Annotated in this window: 14 protein-coding genes and 1 pseudogene; 11 read left to right on the forward strand and 4 right to left on the reverse strand. The window is 45.0% G+C overall.

All coding sequences use genetic code 11. The annotated features are described in order from the left end of the window. The 5 genes from FH749_09890 to FH749_09910 form a co-directional block, all read left to right on the forward strand. Positions 1-86, forward strand: an 86-nt coding sequence (locus tag FH749_09890; protein MTI95776.1) for a general secretion pathway protein, incomplete at its 5' end; no start/stop codon positions are given. Positions 87-315: 229 nt separating this feature from the next. Continuing rightward, the gene (locus tag FH749_09895; GenBank protein MTI95777.1) at positions 316-1,437 is read left to right on the forward strand and encodes a hypothetical protein; all 1,122 of its coding nucleotides are present in this window, start codon (positions 316-318) and stop codon (positions 1,435-1,437) included. 191 nt (positions 1,438-1,628) lie between these two features. Continuing rightward, a complete protein-coding gene (locus FH749_09900; protein MTI95778.1) occupies positions 1,629-3,266 on the forward strand; it encodes a DUF2326 domain-containing protein in 1,638 nt (545 codons plus the stop codon). Positions 3,267-3,277: 11 nt separating this feature from the next. Continuing rightward, positions 3,278-3,505 carry a helix-turn-helix transcriptional regulator gene (locus FH749_09905; protein ID MTI95779.1) on the forward strand — a complete coding sequence of 76 codons (228 nt, stop codon included), beginning with the start codon at positions 3,278-3,280 and terminating at the stop codon, positions 3,503-3,505. A gap of 1 nt (position 3,506) precedes the next feature. Beyond that, positions 3,507-4,610: a hypothetical protein gene (locus FH749_09910; GenBank protein MTI95780.1), complete on the forward strand. Its 1,104-nt coding sequence runs from the start codon at positions 3,507-3,509 to the stop codon at positions 4,608-4,610. A 54-nt stretch (positions 4,611-4,664) separates the two neighbouring features. Here FH749_09910 and FH749_09915 read toward each other — a convergent pair whose 3' ends face one another. The 3 genes from FH749_09915 to rlmD all read right to left on the reverse strand — a co-directional run bounded on the left by FH749_09915 (position 4,665) and on the right by rlmD (position 7,546). After that, a complete protein-coding gene (locus FH749_09915) occupies positions 4,665-5,735 on the reverse strand; it encodes a DNA cytosine methyltransferase (protein MTI95781.1) in 1,071 nt (356 codons plus the stop codon). Continuing rightward, complete coding sequence (locus FH749_09920; GenBank protein ID MTI95782.1) at positions 5,728-5,922, reverse strand: hypothetical protein; 195 nt, start codon at positions 5,920-5,922, stop codon at positions 5,728-5,730. The genes FH749_09915 and FH749_09920 overlap by 8 nt, the downstream gene beginning before the upstream one ends. A gap of 271 nt (positions 5,923-6,193) precedes the next feature. Further along, positions 6,194-7,546 (reverse strand): 23S rRNA (uracil(1939)-C(5))-methyltransferase RlmD, encoded by a 1,353-nt coding sequence (gene rlmD / locus FH749_09925; GenBank protein ID MTI95783.1) that lies wholly within the window; start codon positions 7,544-7,546, stop codon positions 6,194-6,196. Positions 7,547-7,956: 410 nt separating this feature from the next. On the opposite strand from rlmD, the gene FH749_09930 reads away from it, so the two are divergent. From FH749_09930 to FH749_09945, 4 genes are read left to right on the forward strand one after another with little or no spacing between them, the layout of a single operon-like run. After that, positions 7,957-8,817 (forward strand): Hsp33 family molecular chaperone HslO, encoded by an 861-nt coding sequence (locus tag FH749_09930; protein MTI95784.1) that lies wholly within the window; start codon positions 7,957-7,959, stop codon positions 8,815-8,817. A 31-nt stretch (positions 8,818-8,848) separates the two neighbouring features. Continuing rightward, positions 8,849-10,804 (forward strand): hypothetical protein, encoded by a 1,956-nt coding sequence (locus FH749_09935; protein MTI95785.1) that lies wholly within the window; start codon positions 8,849-8,851, stop codon positions 10,802-10,804. Positions 10,805-10,833: 29 nt separating this feature from the next. Then, entirely contained in the window at positions 10,834-11,082 is a 249-nt protein-coding gene (locus tag FH749_09940; protein ID MTI95786.1) for a hypothetical protein, read from the forward strand. 47 nt (positions 11,083-11,129) lie between these two features. After that, the gene (locus tag FH749_09945) at positions 11,130-12,137 is read left to right on the forward strand and encodes a hypothetical protein (GenBank protein ID MTI95787.1); all 1,008 of its coding nucleotides are present in this window, start codon (positions 11,130-11,132) and stop codon (positions 12,135-12,137) included. A 36-nt stretch (positions 12,138-12,173) separates the two neighbouring features. Here FH749_09945 and FH749_09950 read toward each other — a convergent pair whose 3' ends face one another. After that, positions 12,174-14,261 carry a hypothetical protein gene (locus FH749_09950; protein MTI95788.1) on the reverse strand — a complete coding sequence of 696 codons (2,088 nt, stop codon included), beginning with the start codon at positions 14,259-14,261 and terminating at the stop codon, positions 12,174-12,176. Positions 14,262-14,360: 99 nt separating this feature from the next. Here FH749_09950 and FH749_09955 point away from each other — a divergent pair. Both FH749_09955 and FH749_09960 read left to right on the forward strand, forming a co-directional pair. Then, positions 14,361-15,250 (forward strand): annotated as a pseudogene (locus tag FH749_09955) (ABC transporter ATP-binding protein). A gap of 2 nt (positions 15,251-15,252) precedes the next feature. Then, the gene (locus tag FH749_09960; GenBank protein ID MTI95789.1) at positions 15,253-16,128 is read left to right on the forward strand and encodes a hypothetical protein; all 876 of its coding nucleotides are present in this window, start codon (positions 15,253-15,255) and stop codon (positions 16,126-16,128) included. The last annotated feature ends 1 nt before the right edge of the window (position 16,129 follow it).

Raw genomic sequence — 16,129 nt, forward strand, 5'->3', positions numbered from 1 at the left:
ACTGCCTGCTTTATGGGGCGCAGAATGGGAAAAGGATTATTGATGATCATATGGTGAAGGTAGTTGTCCAGGGAGAATTGCTCTAATTCTCCCTTCCCTTCTGGTCAGCTTGTCCGGCAAATTGCGGACAATTAATAACGTCTACTGAAGGGCATTATGGGTTAGCAGTTACAGAATATTTTTGTTATGCCTTAACAAAATGATGCTGATTTAAATCCTATCTACATAATATAAAAACCCACCTTTCGAACTGGGTACGTTCCAGGTCGAAGGTGGGTACAAAGTGGGACAACTATCTTGAAAGGAGTTAACGTAATGGAATTTAATGATTTCTTCAATCTAATGAAGCCTGTACTAGGTAAAGAAAGAGCAAATGCTAAGTTGCTGCGAAACCTAATAGCTATGATTACTAAAACTGATAGCGATGTTGACCCTTCTCAAGATCAGTCAGACGACACTTTGAAATCTTATGCAAATGGAAAAAGACCTCTGTCTCCTGAATATGCTAGAGGAATAATCGCAGAGATTGAATTTCAAAATTTTGTTGATTCGGTGAATTCAAATGATGAGGTTGTCATTGAAAGATTGTCAGATGACTTCAAGAAGTACGATCCAACAGTTACCCCTGATATAGTTGGCACAATAGCAGGAAAACTTTTCTTAGATATTCTTTATAAAGCTGCTGGTGAAAACACTGATATGCAAAAGTCCTTAGTGCCTTCAAAGTACTATTTAAGACATAGATATGGAAATCAATTGTTAGTAGAAAACAAAGGAAATTGCCCTTTTAAGGGGTGTGGTAAGCCACTCTTATTGAGTAACAACGAAGCAACACAAGCATATTTTGACGTGATTATGATAGATAGTAAAAGTGGAGAGCATAGCGAAAATTTAATTGCTCTTTGTCCAGAATGTGCAGCAAAATATTTACTATCTCATACAGAAGAAGATCAAATCGAATTGCAGGATTTAAAGATATCTATGTATGAACATTTATTAGCTCAAAAGTCACTTACGGATATAAAAGTTGAAGAAGCCATATCGGAAGTTTTGGAAGTTCTTTATGTAACCGATCCAAATGAAATCACCAAGTTAAATTATGAGCCTCAATCTGTAAGAGATAAGATTTACAAGAATAATTACCTCTTGTTAAGAACTAATATTTTTAATGTGACTCAGTATTATCCGTTTATTGAAACACAGTTTAAATCTTTGTCTAGAGAAAAGAAAATGAATTACAATGTGCTGTCCTCTCAAATAAGACTTGCGTATGTCACAGCATTAGAAAAAACAAGTGTACAAGACGAAATTTATAATTCACTCGTTGAGTGGCTTATGGGCATCACAAACAAATCTAGAGTAGCCTGTGAGATAGTTATTTCGTTTTTTGTACAGAAATGTGAGGTATTTGATGCTCCTTCCAAACAAACTGTTTAGCTATAAAGAAAGTACCCTGGCTAAATTTCCAGTACTTATAAAGTGCTTGAATAATAGACCTTACTCGGTAGAGGAATTATATAACACAAACAAAAGTCTGTTTTTAGATATAGAAGATTATACAGAAACGTTATGCTGTCTTTATGCATTAAGAAAAATCGAACTCGATGAAGAAAGGGGCGTGATTGTCTATGTTGAAGAAGATTCAATGCGATAAATTTATTTCCAAAGGGCAAGTGCGTCCTCCAATAGAGTTTAAGAAAGGGCTTAATACGATTCTTGGAGGTGTAAATGCTAATAACTCCATCGGCAAATCAACTTTGCTACTTATTATTGACTTTGCATACGGCGGAAACTCCTACCTTGATAGCGATGCTGTAAACCAAGTGGGACTTCATACAATTAATTTTGAATTTGAGTTCAGTGGTACATCTTACTTTTTTTCTAGAAGCACCACGCAGAGAACTACAATTAATAAATGTGATGAGCAATTTAATTTTATTGAGGAAATTAACATTAAGGACTTTTTGTCTTTTTTACAAAAACAGTATGGAGTTAATTTTTATGGAAGTTCATTTAGAGAGCTAATTAGTCGCTACTTTAGAATCTATGGAAAGAACAACCATGACGAAAAGAAACCCCTACATAGTGATCCAAGAGAAAAAAATGTAGCCGCAATTACTGCATTAGAAAAGTTATTTAACTCATTTGAGGTTATTGAGTCATATAGAACAGAATTTAAAAAAGTATCTGACAAACTTGATGCCCTCAAGAAAGCAAAGAAACAAGATGTTATCTCGTACGGCTCTATCACAACAAAGAAGCGTTATAACGAAAATCTTAATGAGTTAGAAAAACTCAAAGATGACTTGAGAGATCACACTGTCTCTAATAACTCCAATTATGTAGACCTTGATTTGAAACAGGCAGATCAGATAAGTCAAATCAAGACTCAATTAAACATTTTGATGAGAAACAGAACATCAACTAAAACACAGTTAAGTCTTGTTGAGGACAATCTCTCTTCAAATCCGGAAGTTCATCATGGTCCTTATGAAGAGTTAGAGCAGTTCTTTCCCGGGGTTAATATTCGTAAAATATCTGAAATTGAATCTTTCCATGAAAAATTAAGTGAAATACTAATGGCTGAATATGAGCAACAGAGAAAAGAGTTGAGCAAAAATTTTGAACGATTAAACCATGAAATTGATAGCCTGAAAAATCAGCTTTCTAAGCATGGAGAGCCAGCAAACTATTCAACTACTTACCTGAATAAATACAAAGAGTTAAATCTTGCTATAGAAAGACTTGAAGCACAAAACCGAGATTATCTTTTGGTTGAGGAATTAAATGTTTCAAAGAAGGGTGTCAAAGAACAACTTCAGAAAGTTGAAGAAGCTGAATTGCGTAGAATTGAGAGTAGCATCAATGAACAAATGGTGCGATTTAACGATAGAATCTACGAGAAAAAAAGAAAAGCTCCTGTACTAGATTTAGACAGCGGTACAACTTATGAATTTTATACACCTGATGATAGCGGTACAGGAACTTCATATAAAAGTCTTATTGTATTTGACTTGAGTGTTTTAGAAACGACTATGTTGCCTGCACTGGCACATGATTCGCTTCTATTTAAAAACATCGGTGACGAACCACTCAATAAGATTATTCAGCTATACACAGAATTTGACAAACAAATATTCATTGCTTTTGACAAAGGAGAATCTTACTCAGAAGAAACGAGCCTGATTCTTAATAGCACTGCTGTCATTCGCCTTAACGAAAATGGCGATGAACTATTTGGACGCTCATGGAATATCAAGGAGTGAGAATTATGGGTATCAGTCTAAGCTACAACCGATTATGGAAACTGTTGATAGATAGAGGAATGACTAAGCAGGATCTTCGAAAAATCACAGGTCTAAGCTCTGCCCCAATTGCTAAGTTAGGCAAAGGTCAGAATGTTAACACTGATGTTCTAATTAGAATATGTAATGCATTGAACTGTGATTTACACGACATTGTAGAAACTGTTCATGATGAAAATAATAATGGTAAGGAGACTTAAAATGAGTGCTGTTAGTGATAGAAATATAGCGATAAAACGGATTCTGGACACTCTATATGCCAGAGCGATAGATAATAATCTACCAATTGATGAAAGTGAATATCAAGAATCCTTGGATATGTTATTTTCAACAACGGCTTGGGGATTTAGGGAAATCCTCTTAGTTGTAGTTGTTGGTATGAACCTCGATTCTTCCTTTAGGGCATCCACAGGTCTTTACGATTGCAATCCAAGGGCAATTTATGAAGGACCTATCAAAGACTTTCTTATAGAAAAAGAGATACCCCACCGCAAATCTGGTCCGCTTAACATTGCAAAAGCAACTGTTGGCTTAGATACCACCTGGGCTGCACAGAGAAGACCTGCAAAAGTTGCTTTTGAAGTTGTTAACCTAATTCAATACATGGAAAATACAGAAGGTAACTCTATTAATAAAATAAATAATATTGGTGTCTCTTTATTACGCAGATTAATTTCCGAATCAAAACGTATTGAAGCACTTACTGTTGAAATTGAACCATCGGCAGATCCAGAGTTTTTATACTATTTGTGTTATGAGTTAATTACGAAAGTTCCGGATGCTGGAAACACACCACAGAAGATAATTGCTTTCTTGTTGAAAAATTATCATAAATCCATGGATACAGGAATTATTGTAACCGGAGAAGAGGATCGTGCTTCTGTAACAAGCACAACAAGTAAAAAACCTGGTGATGTAAATGAGGAATCTTCATGTGGTATCATTTATAAAGTCTACGAAGTTACGGTTAAACCTTTTGACTTAGCTAGAATCCGAGACTCATACGATAGTATATTAAAATATAACAGAGCAAATAATACTAGTTTAGATGAAATAATGGTAATCTGTCGTAAGGAAGATTGTCCAATCGATATTAAAAATAGCGGTCTACATTCATTTATTGGTAGCTATGGATATCAAAACATCACGTACTACTATTTAGATATTTACGAGTGGATTTCAGATAGACTTTACCATATGACCCAAGAAGGCCGTATTGCTTTCTACAATGATTTGAATTCCTACATATCGGATATAAATACAGCTGAAACTGTTAAGGTATTATGGAGTAATTTACATCAATGAATAATTAAAGACATGAGAGGCTAGCGTTATAATCTAACACCAGCCTCTCATGTCTTATTTATTGCTTATTTCTAAATAGTTTATAGTTGCTTTTGCTACTGCTTCTGCTAATTTACATGGTACGGCATTCCCTATTTGAGTATAGATTTTCCCTTTATTGCCGCAAAATATATAGTCATCTGGAAACGTTTGAATTCGAGCAGCTTCTTTTATTGTTATACGTCTTAGTCTGGAAGGTGCCTCGTTAAACTCAGGTGCTATTGTCCCATCTTGTAATTTTTTATGATAGTCAACAACCCAATCTTCGTTAGCATCTCCGTAAAGATAATCTTCATCCACGAATGGTGTCTTGTTCCCTCCCATAGAGGCAGGTAGCGTATTTGCATATCCATCAACATCAATCGGTCTTCCTTGCCCGTTAAAGTACATACCTGCATAAGGTGACTTTCTCATCACAGGACGAGTAGCAAATGTTATTTTCGCTGTACAAGTGAGTGGATTAGACTCTGTTCCAGCACGACCTATTCCATTCAAAACTTCTTTAATAACAGGTGCCTTAGTTTTTTGTTCTTCTAGCAGATTATTCATATTATATTCGAAGAAAGGATCTTGATTATCTTTAATTCCAATAAAGAAAACTCTTACTCTTTTTTGTGGAACACCAAACTCTGTCGCATTTAATACAATTGGAATGCATAAGTATCCCATTTCACGAGTTCTATTCATGAATTTTTCTCTCACTGCGCTCCATTTTTCCAAGACTCCTAAGGCCTTAACATTTTCCATTACAAATGCTTTAGGTTGTACTATCTCTACCGCATCAAGAAATGTGAATATTAGTTTACTACGCTCATCATCAGGATCCATTTTACCTGCCACAGAAAATCCTTGACACGGTGGTCCTCCAAAAACAAAATCTATACCTCTATAGAGCGCAAGGCTATCAATAACATTGTTTATATCATCATTTACCATTACACCGTTTGAGTGATTCGCATTATATGTTTCTGCAGCCTCTTTCATTAGCTCGTTAGCAAATACAGTTTTAATACCAGCTTTTTCGAAGCCGATATCCATACCCCCAGCCCCAGTAAACAATGAAATAGCACTATATTGGTTACTCATTATTCGTCCCCCCATCATCATCTTTACAGATGCGTAAAATCAAAGAACCATCGGAAGCATCCAAGTATATATCAAATTTTGTTTTTCCTTTTTCTACATTCATATTGGAAAGAATTGCTTTGGGTAAACGAACTCTCATGTCCTGTTGCAAAAGATATGTATCTAAATAAATATATGAATTAGTCATACATCTTCCTCCTAAGCACTAGCTTAGTCTAATTATACCCTAATTTCAGTCTAACTTCAAGACTGATTATAGACAGTCATCTTGTCAACTCATTATTATTTTGCCAACCATCTTATCAACTCACTTAGCCATCAGCGGCATTTGCCGATGTCTTTTCAAATTCATCAATCTTGGATAACTTCCCTCAAAGCCAAAATCCGTGATTATCCTTCCGGCTTAGAACCAGACCTTAAATCACGGAAAGCCTTTATTTACTTATCTTGTTACACCCTTACTTATTCGCCCTTGACATCAATACTACCGTCTCAACGTGGCTTGTATGAGGAAACATGTCTACCGGCTGAGCCTCACGGGTTTCATACCCCAACTCCTTAAGCATCTTCAGATCACGTGCCAGAGTTGCCGGATTGCAGCTGACGTAGACAATCCGTTGGGGGTCCGCCTGGGCCACTGCATCCAGCAGCATAGGCGCACACCCTTTACGGGGCGGGTCCAGTATGACCACATCGGCTCTGAGCCCTTCATTGGCGAGCTTGGGCAAAGTGCGTTCGGCATAGCCGAGATGGAATTCAGCATTGTCAATAGCATTGAGCTGAGCATTAAAGCGCGCGTCGTTGACGGCGCTTTTGTTGTTTTCGATGCCGATTACCTTTTGAGCATGTTTGGCAATATACAAACCAATGCTGCCGGTGCCGCTGTATACATCCAGAACCACCTCACTCCCCTGGAGTGCAGCGTACTTTTTTACCTGTTCATAGATTTTTAAAGCGCCCTGATTGTTGACCTGCCAAAATGAGCGGGCAGAGATTTTAAACTTCATGTCTCCAAGAGTATCAATAATGTATCCCGGGCCCCAAATGACTTCCTCTTTGCTTCCCATGATCACATTGGTGGGATGGGGATTTTGATTCAGAACCAGGGTCTCGAGGGTGGGCAGTGCCTGGCGCAACTTACGAAGAAACTGCTCCCGACCAGGAAACTGTAATTTGGCAACGACCAATACTAAAAGCGACTGTCCGGTTGCCTCCGAGTGGCGGGTGACAATGTGCCGGAGCAGTCCATCCCAGGGCACCAGTTTGCATTCTCTGGCCACTTCCGCAGTAATTCGGGTCAGTTGATTGTTGGGACCATGCTGAATAGCACATTCCTCAACCGGCACCAGTTCATTGCTACGAGGGCGGTAGAGCCCTGCGGTGGGCCTGCCTTCATAGACAGCAACCGGGGCCTGCATTTTATTGCGATAATTCCAGGACCGGGTAGGCAATGTGTCGCGGACAAGAGCCGGGTCGACGCCCCCAATCCGCTCCAATGAAGTTTTGGTGGTCTCTGTCTTTATTCTCAGTTGCTCTTCATAATCCAGGTGCTGAAGATTACAGCCGCCGCATTGACCAAACCACTGACATTTGGGATCTATCCGCTTACCTGTCTCCACTATCTCCTGTATCAAGCCACGGCCATAATCTTTTTGAACGCTGATTATTTCAACAGTCACCACATCTTCAGGGGCCGCAAAGGGAACAAAAACGGTATACCCTTCAACTTTGGCCACACCCTCGCCCTGGTGGCTGATTGATTCAATTTTAACAGTCGGCTTATCACCAATTTTGACCGGGGCAGCTTTCATAGCTTTCACTCCAAATATGATATACCTTATCTTACCACAAAAAAATGACCGTGCTCGAGCTGGGTTTTATTCTAACCCGGGAGCAAGAGAACCGTCCCCGTGCTCCCATGAAAAAGTGGCGCCGAGGCGCCACTATTCTGATTGAATTTCGATTAATCCTGCGTTTACCAGCGCCCGCAGAACATTGCTAACGTCCTGTTTTTGCTCCGCCGGCAACCGGTCGACAAAGGCCTCCATCTCTTCCTGACTGCACAAACGGGTAACAGTTACACCGCCGACTTGAAATTGTTTTTTTGCCACATCTCTACCTCCCAAATCTTTTCACCTATAACTTACCTGCCAATTGAAAAATATATGCACTGAATTTTTTTGTATCTGTGATAAAATAGGAAGGACAAGGAGTGAATTGTATGGAAGACAAGCTTATTAAAGCTGTGGCGGCTGATGGAAAACTGAGAATGACCACAGCCCAAACGATAAACACAGTGCAGCACGCCCGGGACACCCACGACCTGTTGCCAGTAGCAACCGCAGCCCTGGGCAGATTGCTCACCGGAGCCCTATTGATGTCTGCAGATTTCAAGGGCGAGGAACGCCTGACTATTCGTGTGGCCGGAGACGGTCCTCTAGGCCAATTGGTTGCTGACGCTGGCTTTGGCAAGGTCCGCGGCTATGTGGAAAATCCCGATGTAGTGCTTCCCTCCACCGACGCCAGCAAAATAGACGTGGCGGGCGGCGTTGGCTCCGGCAACATGTATGTGACAAAAGACCTGCGGCTTAAGGAACCCTGGCAGGGAAGCGTCCCGCTTGTTTCCGGGGAAATAGCTCAGGACCTCACCTACTATATGATGCATTCAGAACAGATACCCAGCTCTGTCGGGCTAGGAGTAATGGTGACTCCGGAGGCAAAAATTGCCCAAGCGGGCGGTTTCCTGATTCAGGCGTTGCCAGGCTGTCCGGACCAAGTTCTGGACGTGATGGAAAGCCGAGTAGCGGAGATCAACAGCGTCACTGAAATGTTTGATTATCACGGAACCCCGGAAGGCGTTTTAATCTGGATGCTTGCCGGGCTGGACCCACATATCTTTGACCCGGTATCTATAGAGTATCATTGTGACTGTTCCCGGGAGCGGATGGCCCGAGCCCTGGTTAGTCTTGGCCCGGATGAGCTGAACAAACTAAAGGATGAAGATATTGAAACTGTCTGTCATTTCTGCAACAGCCGTTATACCTTTCCGGTTGATGAAGTGAAGGCATGGCTCGCCAAATAATCTAAGTTTATAAAGTGCGGGAGGTGATTCTGTGCAGGTGCCCCATATCAATCTGACCAAGAAACATGTGCAAATTATAACCAGTGTGGTCCTGGTTTTGGCTGTCGTAACCACTTTAATCTTCAGCTATCCCTGGCTGCAAATGCAGCTTGCTTCACTCATGCTAACGCATGGAAATTATGAACAAGCTGAGCAAATATTAATCCGGCTTAATGAACGAAGACCTGAGTGGACTCGACCGCGTCAAAAATTGATTATCAGTCAATTGCATCTAGGCAAACACCAGCAGGCAGCCCAAACAGTTATCTCTCTCGCCGACAGAAGCAGCCTTGACCCCGCGATGCTCGCTTTAACCTATGCAGATGTGGCACGAGAGTTAATTTCATCCGGCCACAGCAGTACCGCCTTGGAATTGTCGTTCCGCGTCCTCAATGAGCGTAACGATCCTCTGCTCAAAGAAGCAGTGATGGAAATTTGCTTCCAAATTGCCGAGACAGGTGATCTTACCCTTGCCCTAAATGGAATCAACCTCGCCCTTGATCTGGCGGAAGAGAATTGGAACATCCGCCAAAGAGCATTTAACATCCTGCTTACCAAAGCGCTGGAAGCGCCTGCGTCGCAAGCTGAGCCGATTTTGGACCGGGCTCTAGACCTTTACCCCTACAACACACTAGCTGTTACCCACAAGGCAAAAATCCTTGCCAATCGGGAGGGGGCGGAAGCGGCGCTTGATTACATGGTGAGCAAGGAACATAATATCTTAAATAACGGCGCCACTCAGGAATATATGGATACCAAGCGAGACTTGGTGCTTCGCCTGGCGGAACGCAATGAAGATGTTGATCTGAGTCCATATATTGCGGGCATGGGGGAAGAAGAACTGCTGGATTTTGTTCTCCAGGGTTTACGCATGGCCTGGAACAACAACCAAACCGGCGAGCAGTTTTACCGATTGTTTCAAACAAGTGTTGAAGTCGTCTACGCTTACGGTCGCAACCTATTTGAAACCGAGACATGGAGTGATGCACTCTCAGTGTTCCAGCATTTGCAAACGCTGGACCCGGAGCATTCGCCATATGATTTAATTTTTGCGGCACTCCGCTCTAAGACAGATACCACTCATCAGACTCTAAGCATCAATGGAAGATCGGTAGATATGGCACAGATTTCTCCCAATGGTAACTTTATCGCATTTCGGCGCTGGCAAAACTATCCCTGGCTCGATGAGAATGTTCGTTCTCAGTTGGTTCTCCGGGACTTAAGCACGAGCCGCGACATCATCGTCGGCACCGGCGATCAGTTCGCTTGGTCAGCAAATAGCAACTGGCTGGCTCATGTCACCACCTCCAACACCGGCATGGGTACGCTGCGAATCTATGACCTAAACTCCGGCGAAAACACAACCCTGGCCGAGGACTATAACGTCATGAATGTGAACTGGGCAAACAATACTTTACTCGTTCAAGCAGAAGAAAAAGAGCTCGGCGATGTTCGATTACTCAGCTATTCGCTACCTGAACTGGAGCCAGAGGTCAAGGAGTGGGAGTTAAGTGGAGATATCAATCAAACCTTGCACTGGTATGATATCGGTAGTTCCCGTCTGGATATTTACCAAGGTCGTAACCGCATCCATTCAGTACATTTAGATAATCAAATTGTCTCAGTTAGTCGCTGGTCCCCGGACGGGCGTTACCTGGTTATTGAAAGTATTGGCTCTGAGAACTGGCTTTACGATAACATCAATCAGTCCCTTACCCAGATTGACCTGCCTGGTCAGTTCGCCGCCTGGGGCAGCGGCAACCAACTATACTGGTACCATCCTCTCTGGGAAAGCGACAATGTGTTGGTACGCCTTAACACCCGCGGTGAAGTCGTCAGCTACCTTCCCTATTCCTTTTCTGTCACTCATTACGACTTGAGCGTTTCAAACAACGCCAACAAGGTAGTCTGGGTAGTGGACGACCAATTGAAATATAGTCGACGTTAAACCCTTATTCTGGGCTGAGGAGGTAGTTTATGAACAAAGGCATCTGTCCCAAATGCAACAGCACCGAAGTCTATTCCAGTGAAACCTTACGCTACAAAGCAGGCACGTATAGTTCCAATACCATTCCCCTCAGTTTGTTTCGCTCAATACCTTTAGACAATTATGTCTGTGTAGAATGTGGATACACCGAGAGTTATATCGCAGACGCAGAGATGATGCCCCGGATTCGCAATACCTGGAAGCGAGTTATGCCCGAGACCGAACAGACTGAACGCTAGGCAGGGCCATTGCCCTGCCCTTTATTTTACATAAGGGGGGACTTATAATGAATGTGCCTGTAGTCAAGAAGTATGCTGGCAGCCACTGGGAGCTTGGCCTGCAGCTTGGCAGCTCTTTGGCCGACAAATTAGTGGAAAACATCAGCGCTTATATCGACCATGTCCACCACGTATATGGAGTGGATAAACAGCGGTTGCCGGTAGACAGCATGCGCTGGTACGAAAACCTGCCGGAACAGTACCGGAAAGAGCTACAGGGAGTGGCTGCAGGCGCTGGCTGCAACATCGAGCTTTTAGCCAAATGGTATTATTGTGATAGCTGTCTGGATCAGGGTTGTACCAGCTTCATTGCCACAAACAACGGCAAACTTTGGGTTGGCAGGAACAACGATTATATCTACCCCCGGGGGTGGGGCCATGTTACAATCCTTGCCGTAGACAAAAAAATCCCAGTCATGCTCTTTGGCCTGGAAGGCGGCATCTTCTCAGGCACCGGCTATAACCAGGAAAAGCTTTGGATTCATTACAACTGGCTGCCGCTCTGGGATGTATCCGAACCAGAGCGGGATAGCTTGCAGCCCTTCGTGTTCCACCGGCTTGCTCTAGAATCCTGCTCATCCCTCAACGAAGTAGATAGTCTTTTGCAAAACACTGTCAGGGATGGGGGCATGGGCCTGTTTGTAGCCGATGGCAAAACCGGCGAATACGCGCTTTTTGAATGTGCCGGCAAAACATACATTAAACGTCCAATTTCTGAACCGTTTGTCGTTGGCGCCAACCATTATTGCTCGCTGGCAGCACCGGGAGAACTGCGCTCGCAAAGCTCAATAAACAGGCACCAGCGCATGGAAACCATGCTCCAATCAAAATTGCCGACGACCCCTGAGGACTGCATGGCCATTCTCGCCGACCCGGGCGTGGAGCAGGACAGTCAATACTCGGGTACAGTCTACGCCAATGTCGTCCAGCCCTTACAAGACCGAATCTGGTATGTTTGGGATGATTACCCGGCTGCCAGCAAGGGCCGGTGGAACGAATTACAATGGGAATGGTAAAAAAAATCAGAGCATGAGTACAGCTCTGATAGTGTGTCAAGACAGAAGATTTAATTCCCGGGCCCTGATTACCGCCTGGGCCCTGTTTTTCACTCCCAGTTTTCCATAGATATTACTGGTGTACCATTTTATCGTCCCGGGCGACAAGATGAGTTTTTCAGATACTTCCTGGTTGGAAAGACCCTGACTAATCAGATTAAGCACCGTCAGTTCCCGCTTGCTTAGCTCCTCCACCAGTCCCTGGTCTCTATTCCCAGTGGGTGTCCCGGGCGCCGCCTGTGCTGAATCTGGGGAAAGCTTCTCGAAGACAGCAGCGGCCAACTCTGCAAGCTCCGGCTTATCAGCCAACCCTTCAAGTACCCTGGGCCACAGCCCGTCAAGTTCTCTACCTTCATCGATAAATGTCTGGAAAAACCCAGATTCAACTCCTATATTCAACGCCGATACCACGCAGTATTCCGCAGCTTCCGGGCTGTGTTTTTTTATTTCCATGTCTGCCCGGGCAAGCTGTGTTTCCACATACAAGCGTTTATACCCGCCTTTGTCAGCGGCCTGCTCCACTTGCATCAATAAATCCGCCACCTGATCTAGCTTGCCTTCCTGCAGTAGAATCCTGGCAAGAACCAGAAATCCTCGTTCCTTACCCCCCTGGACAGGGGCGGTCTCTTTGATATTTGCAGATGCCAGTGCCTCCCGGGCCCCAGTAATGTCTCCTTGAACTAACAGAATCCTGGCCTTCCAGGCAACGGCCGGGGAAGTGACAAAAGCCGGCAGCCCAAAGTCCCGGTGGACATTTTCAACCTCACTAAACAAAAGCAATGCTTCTTGGTACTTTTGTTGCGATACTGCCACCGCAATTGCCGACAGATAGTTCCACCCCAGGGACGGCTTCTCAGCTTCGTTATATATCAGGCCCCGCTCCACACATCGCTCTGCTTCTGCCAAATCGCCTTTTTCTCTCAGGATATCTCCCAACAGAGGCCAAAGCAACCCAACCCGGGGCATCCGACTCAAGCCCTCCTCCCGGGCCAAAACCAGAAGCTTACGGGCATATTCTTCTGCGTCGCCCAGCCGGCCCTGGTAATATAAGCTTGTCCCAACCTTAAAACCTGTGGTCAAATATGCGAAGGTATTGTTCAGCATTTTACTGTCTGTGTGAGCGTCGAGATAGAGAGGATAGGCTCCTTTGGGATTCCCGGCAAACAATCGCGCATCGCCAGAAAATACGCCAATCAACATACGCCAGTAATAATTGCGGGAAGGTAACAGCATCAACGCTTCCGCTGCGCTTGAAAGAGCTTTGGGGAAATCATGGTCAAATACATGCAGGTATGTGTTTACAGCAGCCAACATGCCGGCAAATTCCTGTTGTTCATCCGGATTTGGATAACTCAAACCCCCGGCCATCTCCAGACACTCCCTGGCCGATTCTGTCCCCTGACGGAGCAAATGGCTAAACGCCTTTTGCGCAATCAACCGGGGATATTTTCTTAACAAATTTACGGGAAGTTTGTTTAGACATTGATAGGATTGGCCCGCGCCTTCGCTACGGATAACCGCCTCGTAATGATTATGGAGAATTTGATCAACGATATCCCAATCCTCGCTGGCCAGAGCATGGCGAACAGCTTCGCCAGGCATGCCCACCGACACATACCAACTGGCAGCCCGTTTGTGAAGATCATCCACTTGCCCGGCTGCTTCTCGTTTCAGACGGTGAAAGAGTAGATCAGCAAACAATGAATGATAACGATACCAGTTTCCCTGATTATCCAGGGGAATAACAAATAAATTATCCCGCTCTAGACCGGCAAGCAGCTCAGCGCAATCTGTTCGACCGGTGACTGCGTTACATAATGCGGCGTTAAAGCGACCAAGAATTGAGGTCTGAAGCAAAAAATCCTGAACAAACTCCGGTTCATTATTCAAGACTTCTTCACTTAGAAAGTGCAGCACATGTCGGTTGATTCCTGCGAAGCTGGCGATAAACTGATCAACATCAGCGCTGGCTGCTAGAGAAGAACCGGCCAACTGCAGCCCTACGACCCAACCTTCGGTCTTGGAGTACAGGGAATTAAGCTGGTCCTGGGTTAACGGTTTTTTGCACATCTGCTCAAGTAACATTCCCGCTTCATCTTAGGCAAACTAGTGCTGTTATTCCTACAGGTAGAAAGAATTGAAAACTGCCCCGACAGGGGAAAAAATGCATTGGAGGTTTGAAAAGTGAAACTGGCAATCGAGATAAAGGATCTAAGCAAACACTACGGCAAAGTAATTGCCCTGAACGGACTGTCCATGAACGTTAACCAGGGAGAGGTTTTTGGGTTTATCGGTCCCAATGGGGCAGGTAAGACAACAACTATCCGCATACTTCTGGGAATGTTGAAAAAGGACTCCGGTTGCGTGGAAGTCCTGGGCGGAGACCCGTGGCATGATGCGGTGGCTCTACACCGCAAGCTCGTCTATGTACCTGGCGATGTAAACCTCTGGCCGAACCTGACCGGTGGTGAAGTCATAGACCTCTTGGGCAGACTCAGGGGCGGCCTGGATTCAAAACGCCGCACAGAATTTGTTGAGCGCTTTAAGCTGGACCCGGGTAAAAAGTGTGGCACTTACTCCAAGGGAAACAGGCAGAAAGTGGCACTGATTGCCGCCTTTGCCGCCAATGTGGACCTTTAATACTTGATGAGCCCACATCTGGCCTCGATCCTCTGATGGAGTCAGTATTCCAGGACTGCATCGCAGAAGTAAAGAAAGCAGGCAAAACCGTACTCCTGTCCAGTCATATTCTTGCCGAAGTAGAAAAGCTCTGCGACAAAATCGGAATTATCCGGGATGGCCGCCTGGTGGAATCAGGGTCGTTGGATAAAATGCGCCACCTGACCCGGACATCTGTAACCGTTGACACCGGTAAACCTGTGAACGGTCTCGACCAGCTGAGCGGGGTCCACAATCTGCGGGTTGAAGGTAACAGGGCTATCTTCCAGGTGGATACCGATTCCCTGGATGAAACGCTCAAATACCTTGCCCAATTCCAAATTATGGCCTTGACCAGCGCCCCTCCCACTCTCGGGGAGCTGTTTATGCGCCACTATGGAGACAAGGTGGTGTAGTAATGAAACGACATCATTTCACCGGCACCAGTGACCTCCTCCGGTTTATATTGCGGCGAGACCGCATTCGCCTTTGCATCTGGCTGGTCTCCATCACCTTCTGTGTCGTGTTGTTTGCCATCAGCTTTGTGGAAACACTCCCCACCGAAGCGGATCGGATGGCCAGGGCGGAGTTTATCCAAGTGCCTGCAAATGTCGCCCTGACGCGACCCGGACATGGCATTGATAACTACACCTATGGTGCAATGATTGCCAACGAGCTGGGGTTTCTCACCGCAGTGGCGATTGCGCTGATGAATATCTTCCTCATTGCCCGGCATACTAGGGCCGAGGAGGAAAGCGGCCGGAGTGAATTAATTCGGGCTGCGGTAGTTGGTCGCTACGCCCCACTCACGGCGGCATTGCTTGTCTCACTAGGGGCGAACCTAGTTCTGGGCTTGGCCATCGCCACCGGCCTCTTGGCCAGTATGGAATTAAGCGCCACAGGCTGTATTGCCTTTGGTGGCTGGCTGGCGGCATTGGGTATCGTTTTTGCCACTATCACCGCCGCCATCGTTCAGCTCACCCAACACACCCGGGCCGCCAAGGGATTTTCCGGCCTTGTCCTCGGCGTCGCCTTTGCCCTCAGGGCGTGGGGAGACATCGGTGACGGCACCGCGTCCTGGTTCTCACCTTTTGGTTGGGGCCAAGCAACGAAACCATTTGTTGATGAGCGCTGGTGGCCACTGCTGATTTCCCTGGGATTTGCGGCCCTGCTGACCCTGGCAGCATACTTCCTTTGTTCCCGTGTTCCCGGAGGGACTTTGACGCTGGAATATTCAGACTCATGCCTGGTCGTGAACAGGCCTCACCGCTTCTGTCCGGACCTCTGGGGCTAGC

The organism is Bacillota bacterium (assembly GCA_009711825.1).
GTDB lineage: Bacteria > Bacillota > Proteinivoracia > UBA4975 > VEMY01 > VEMY01.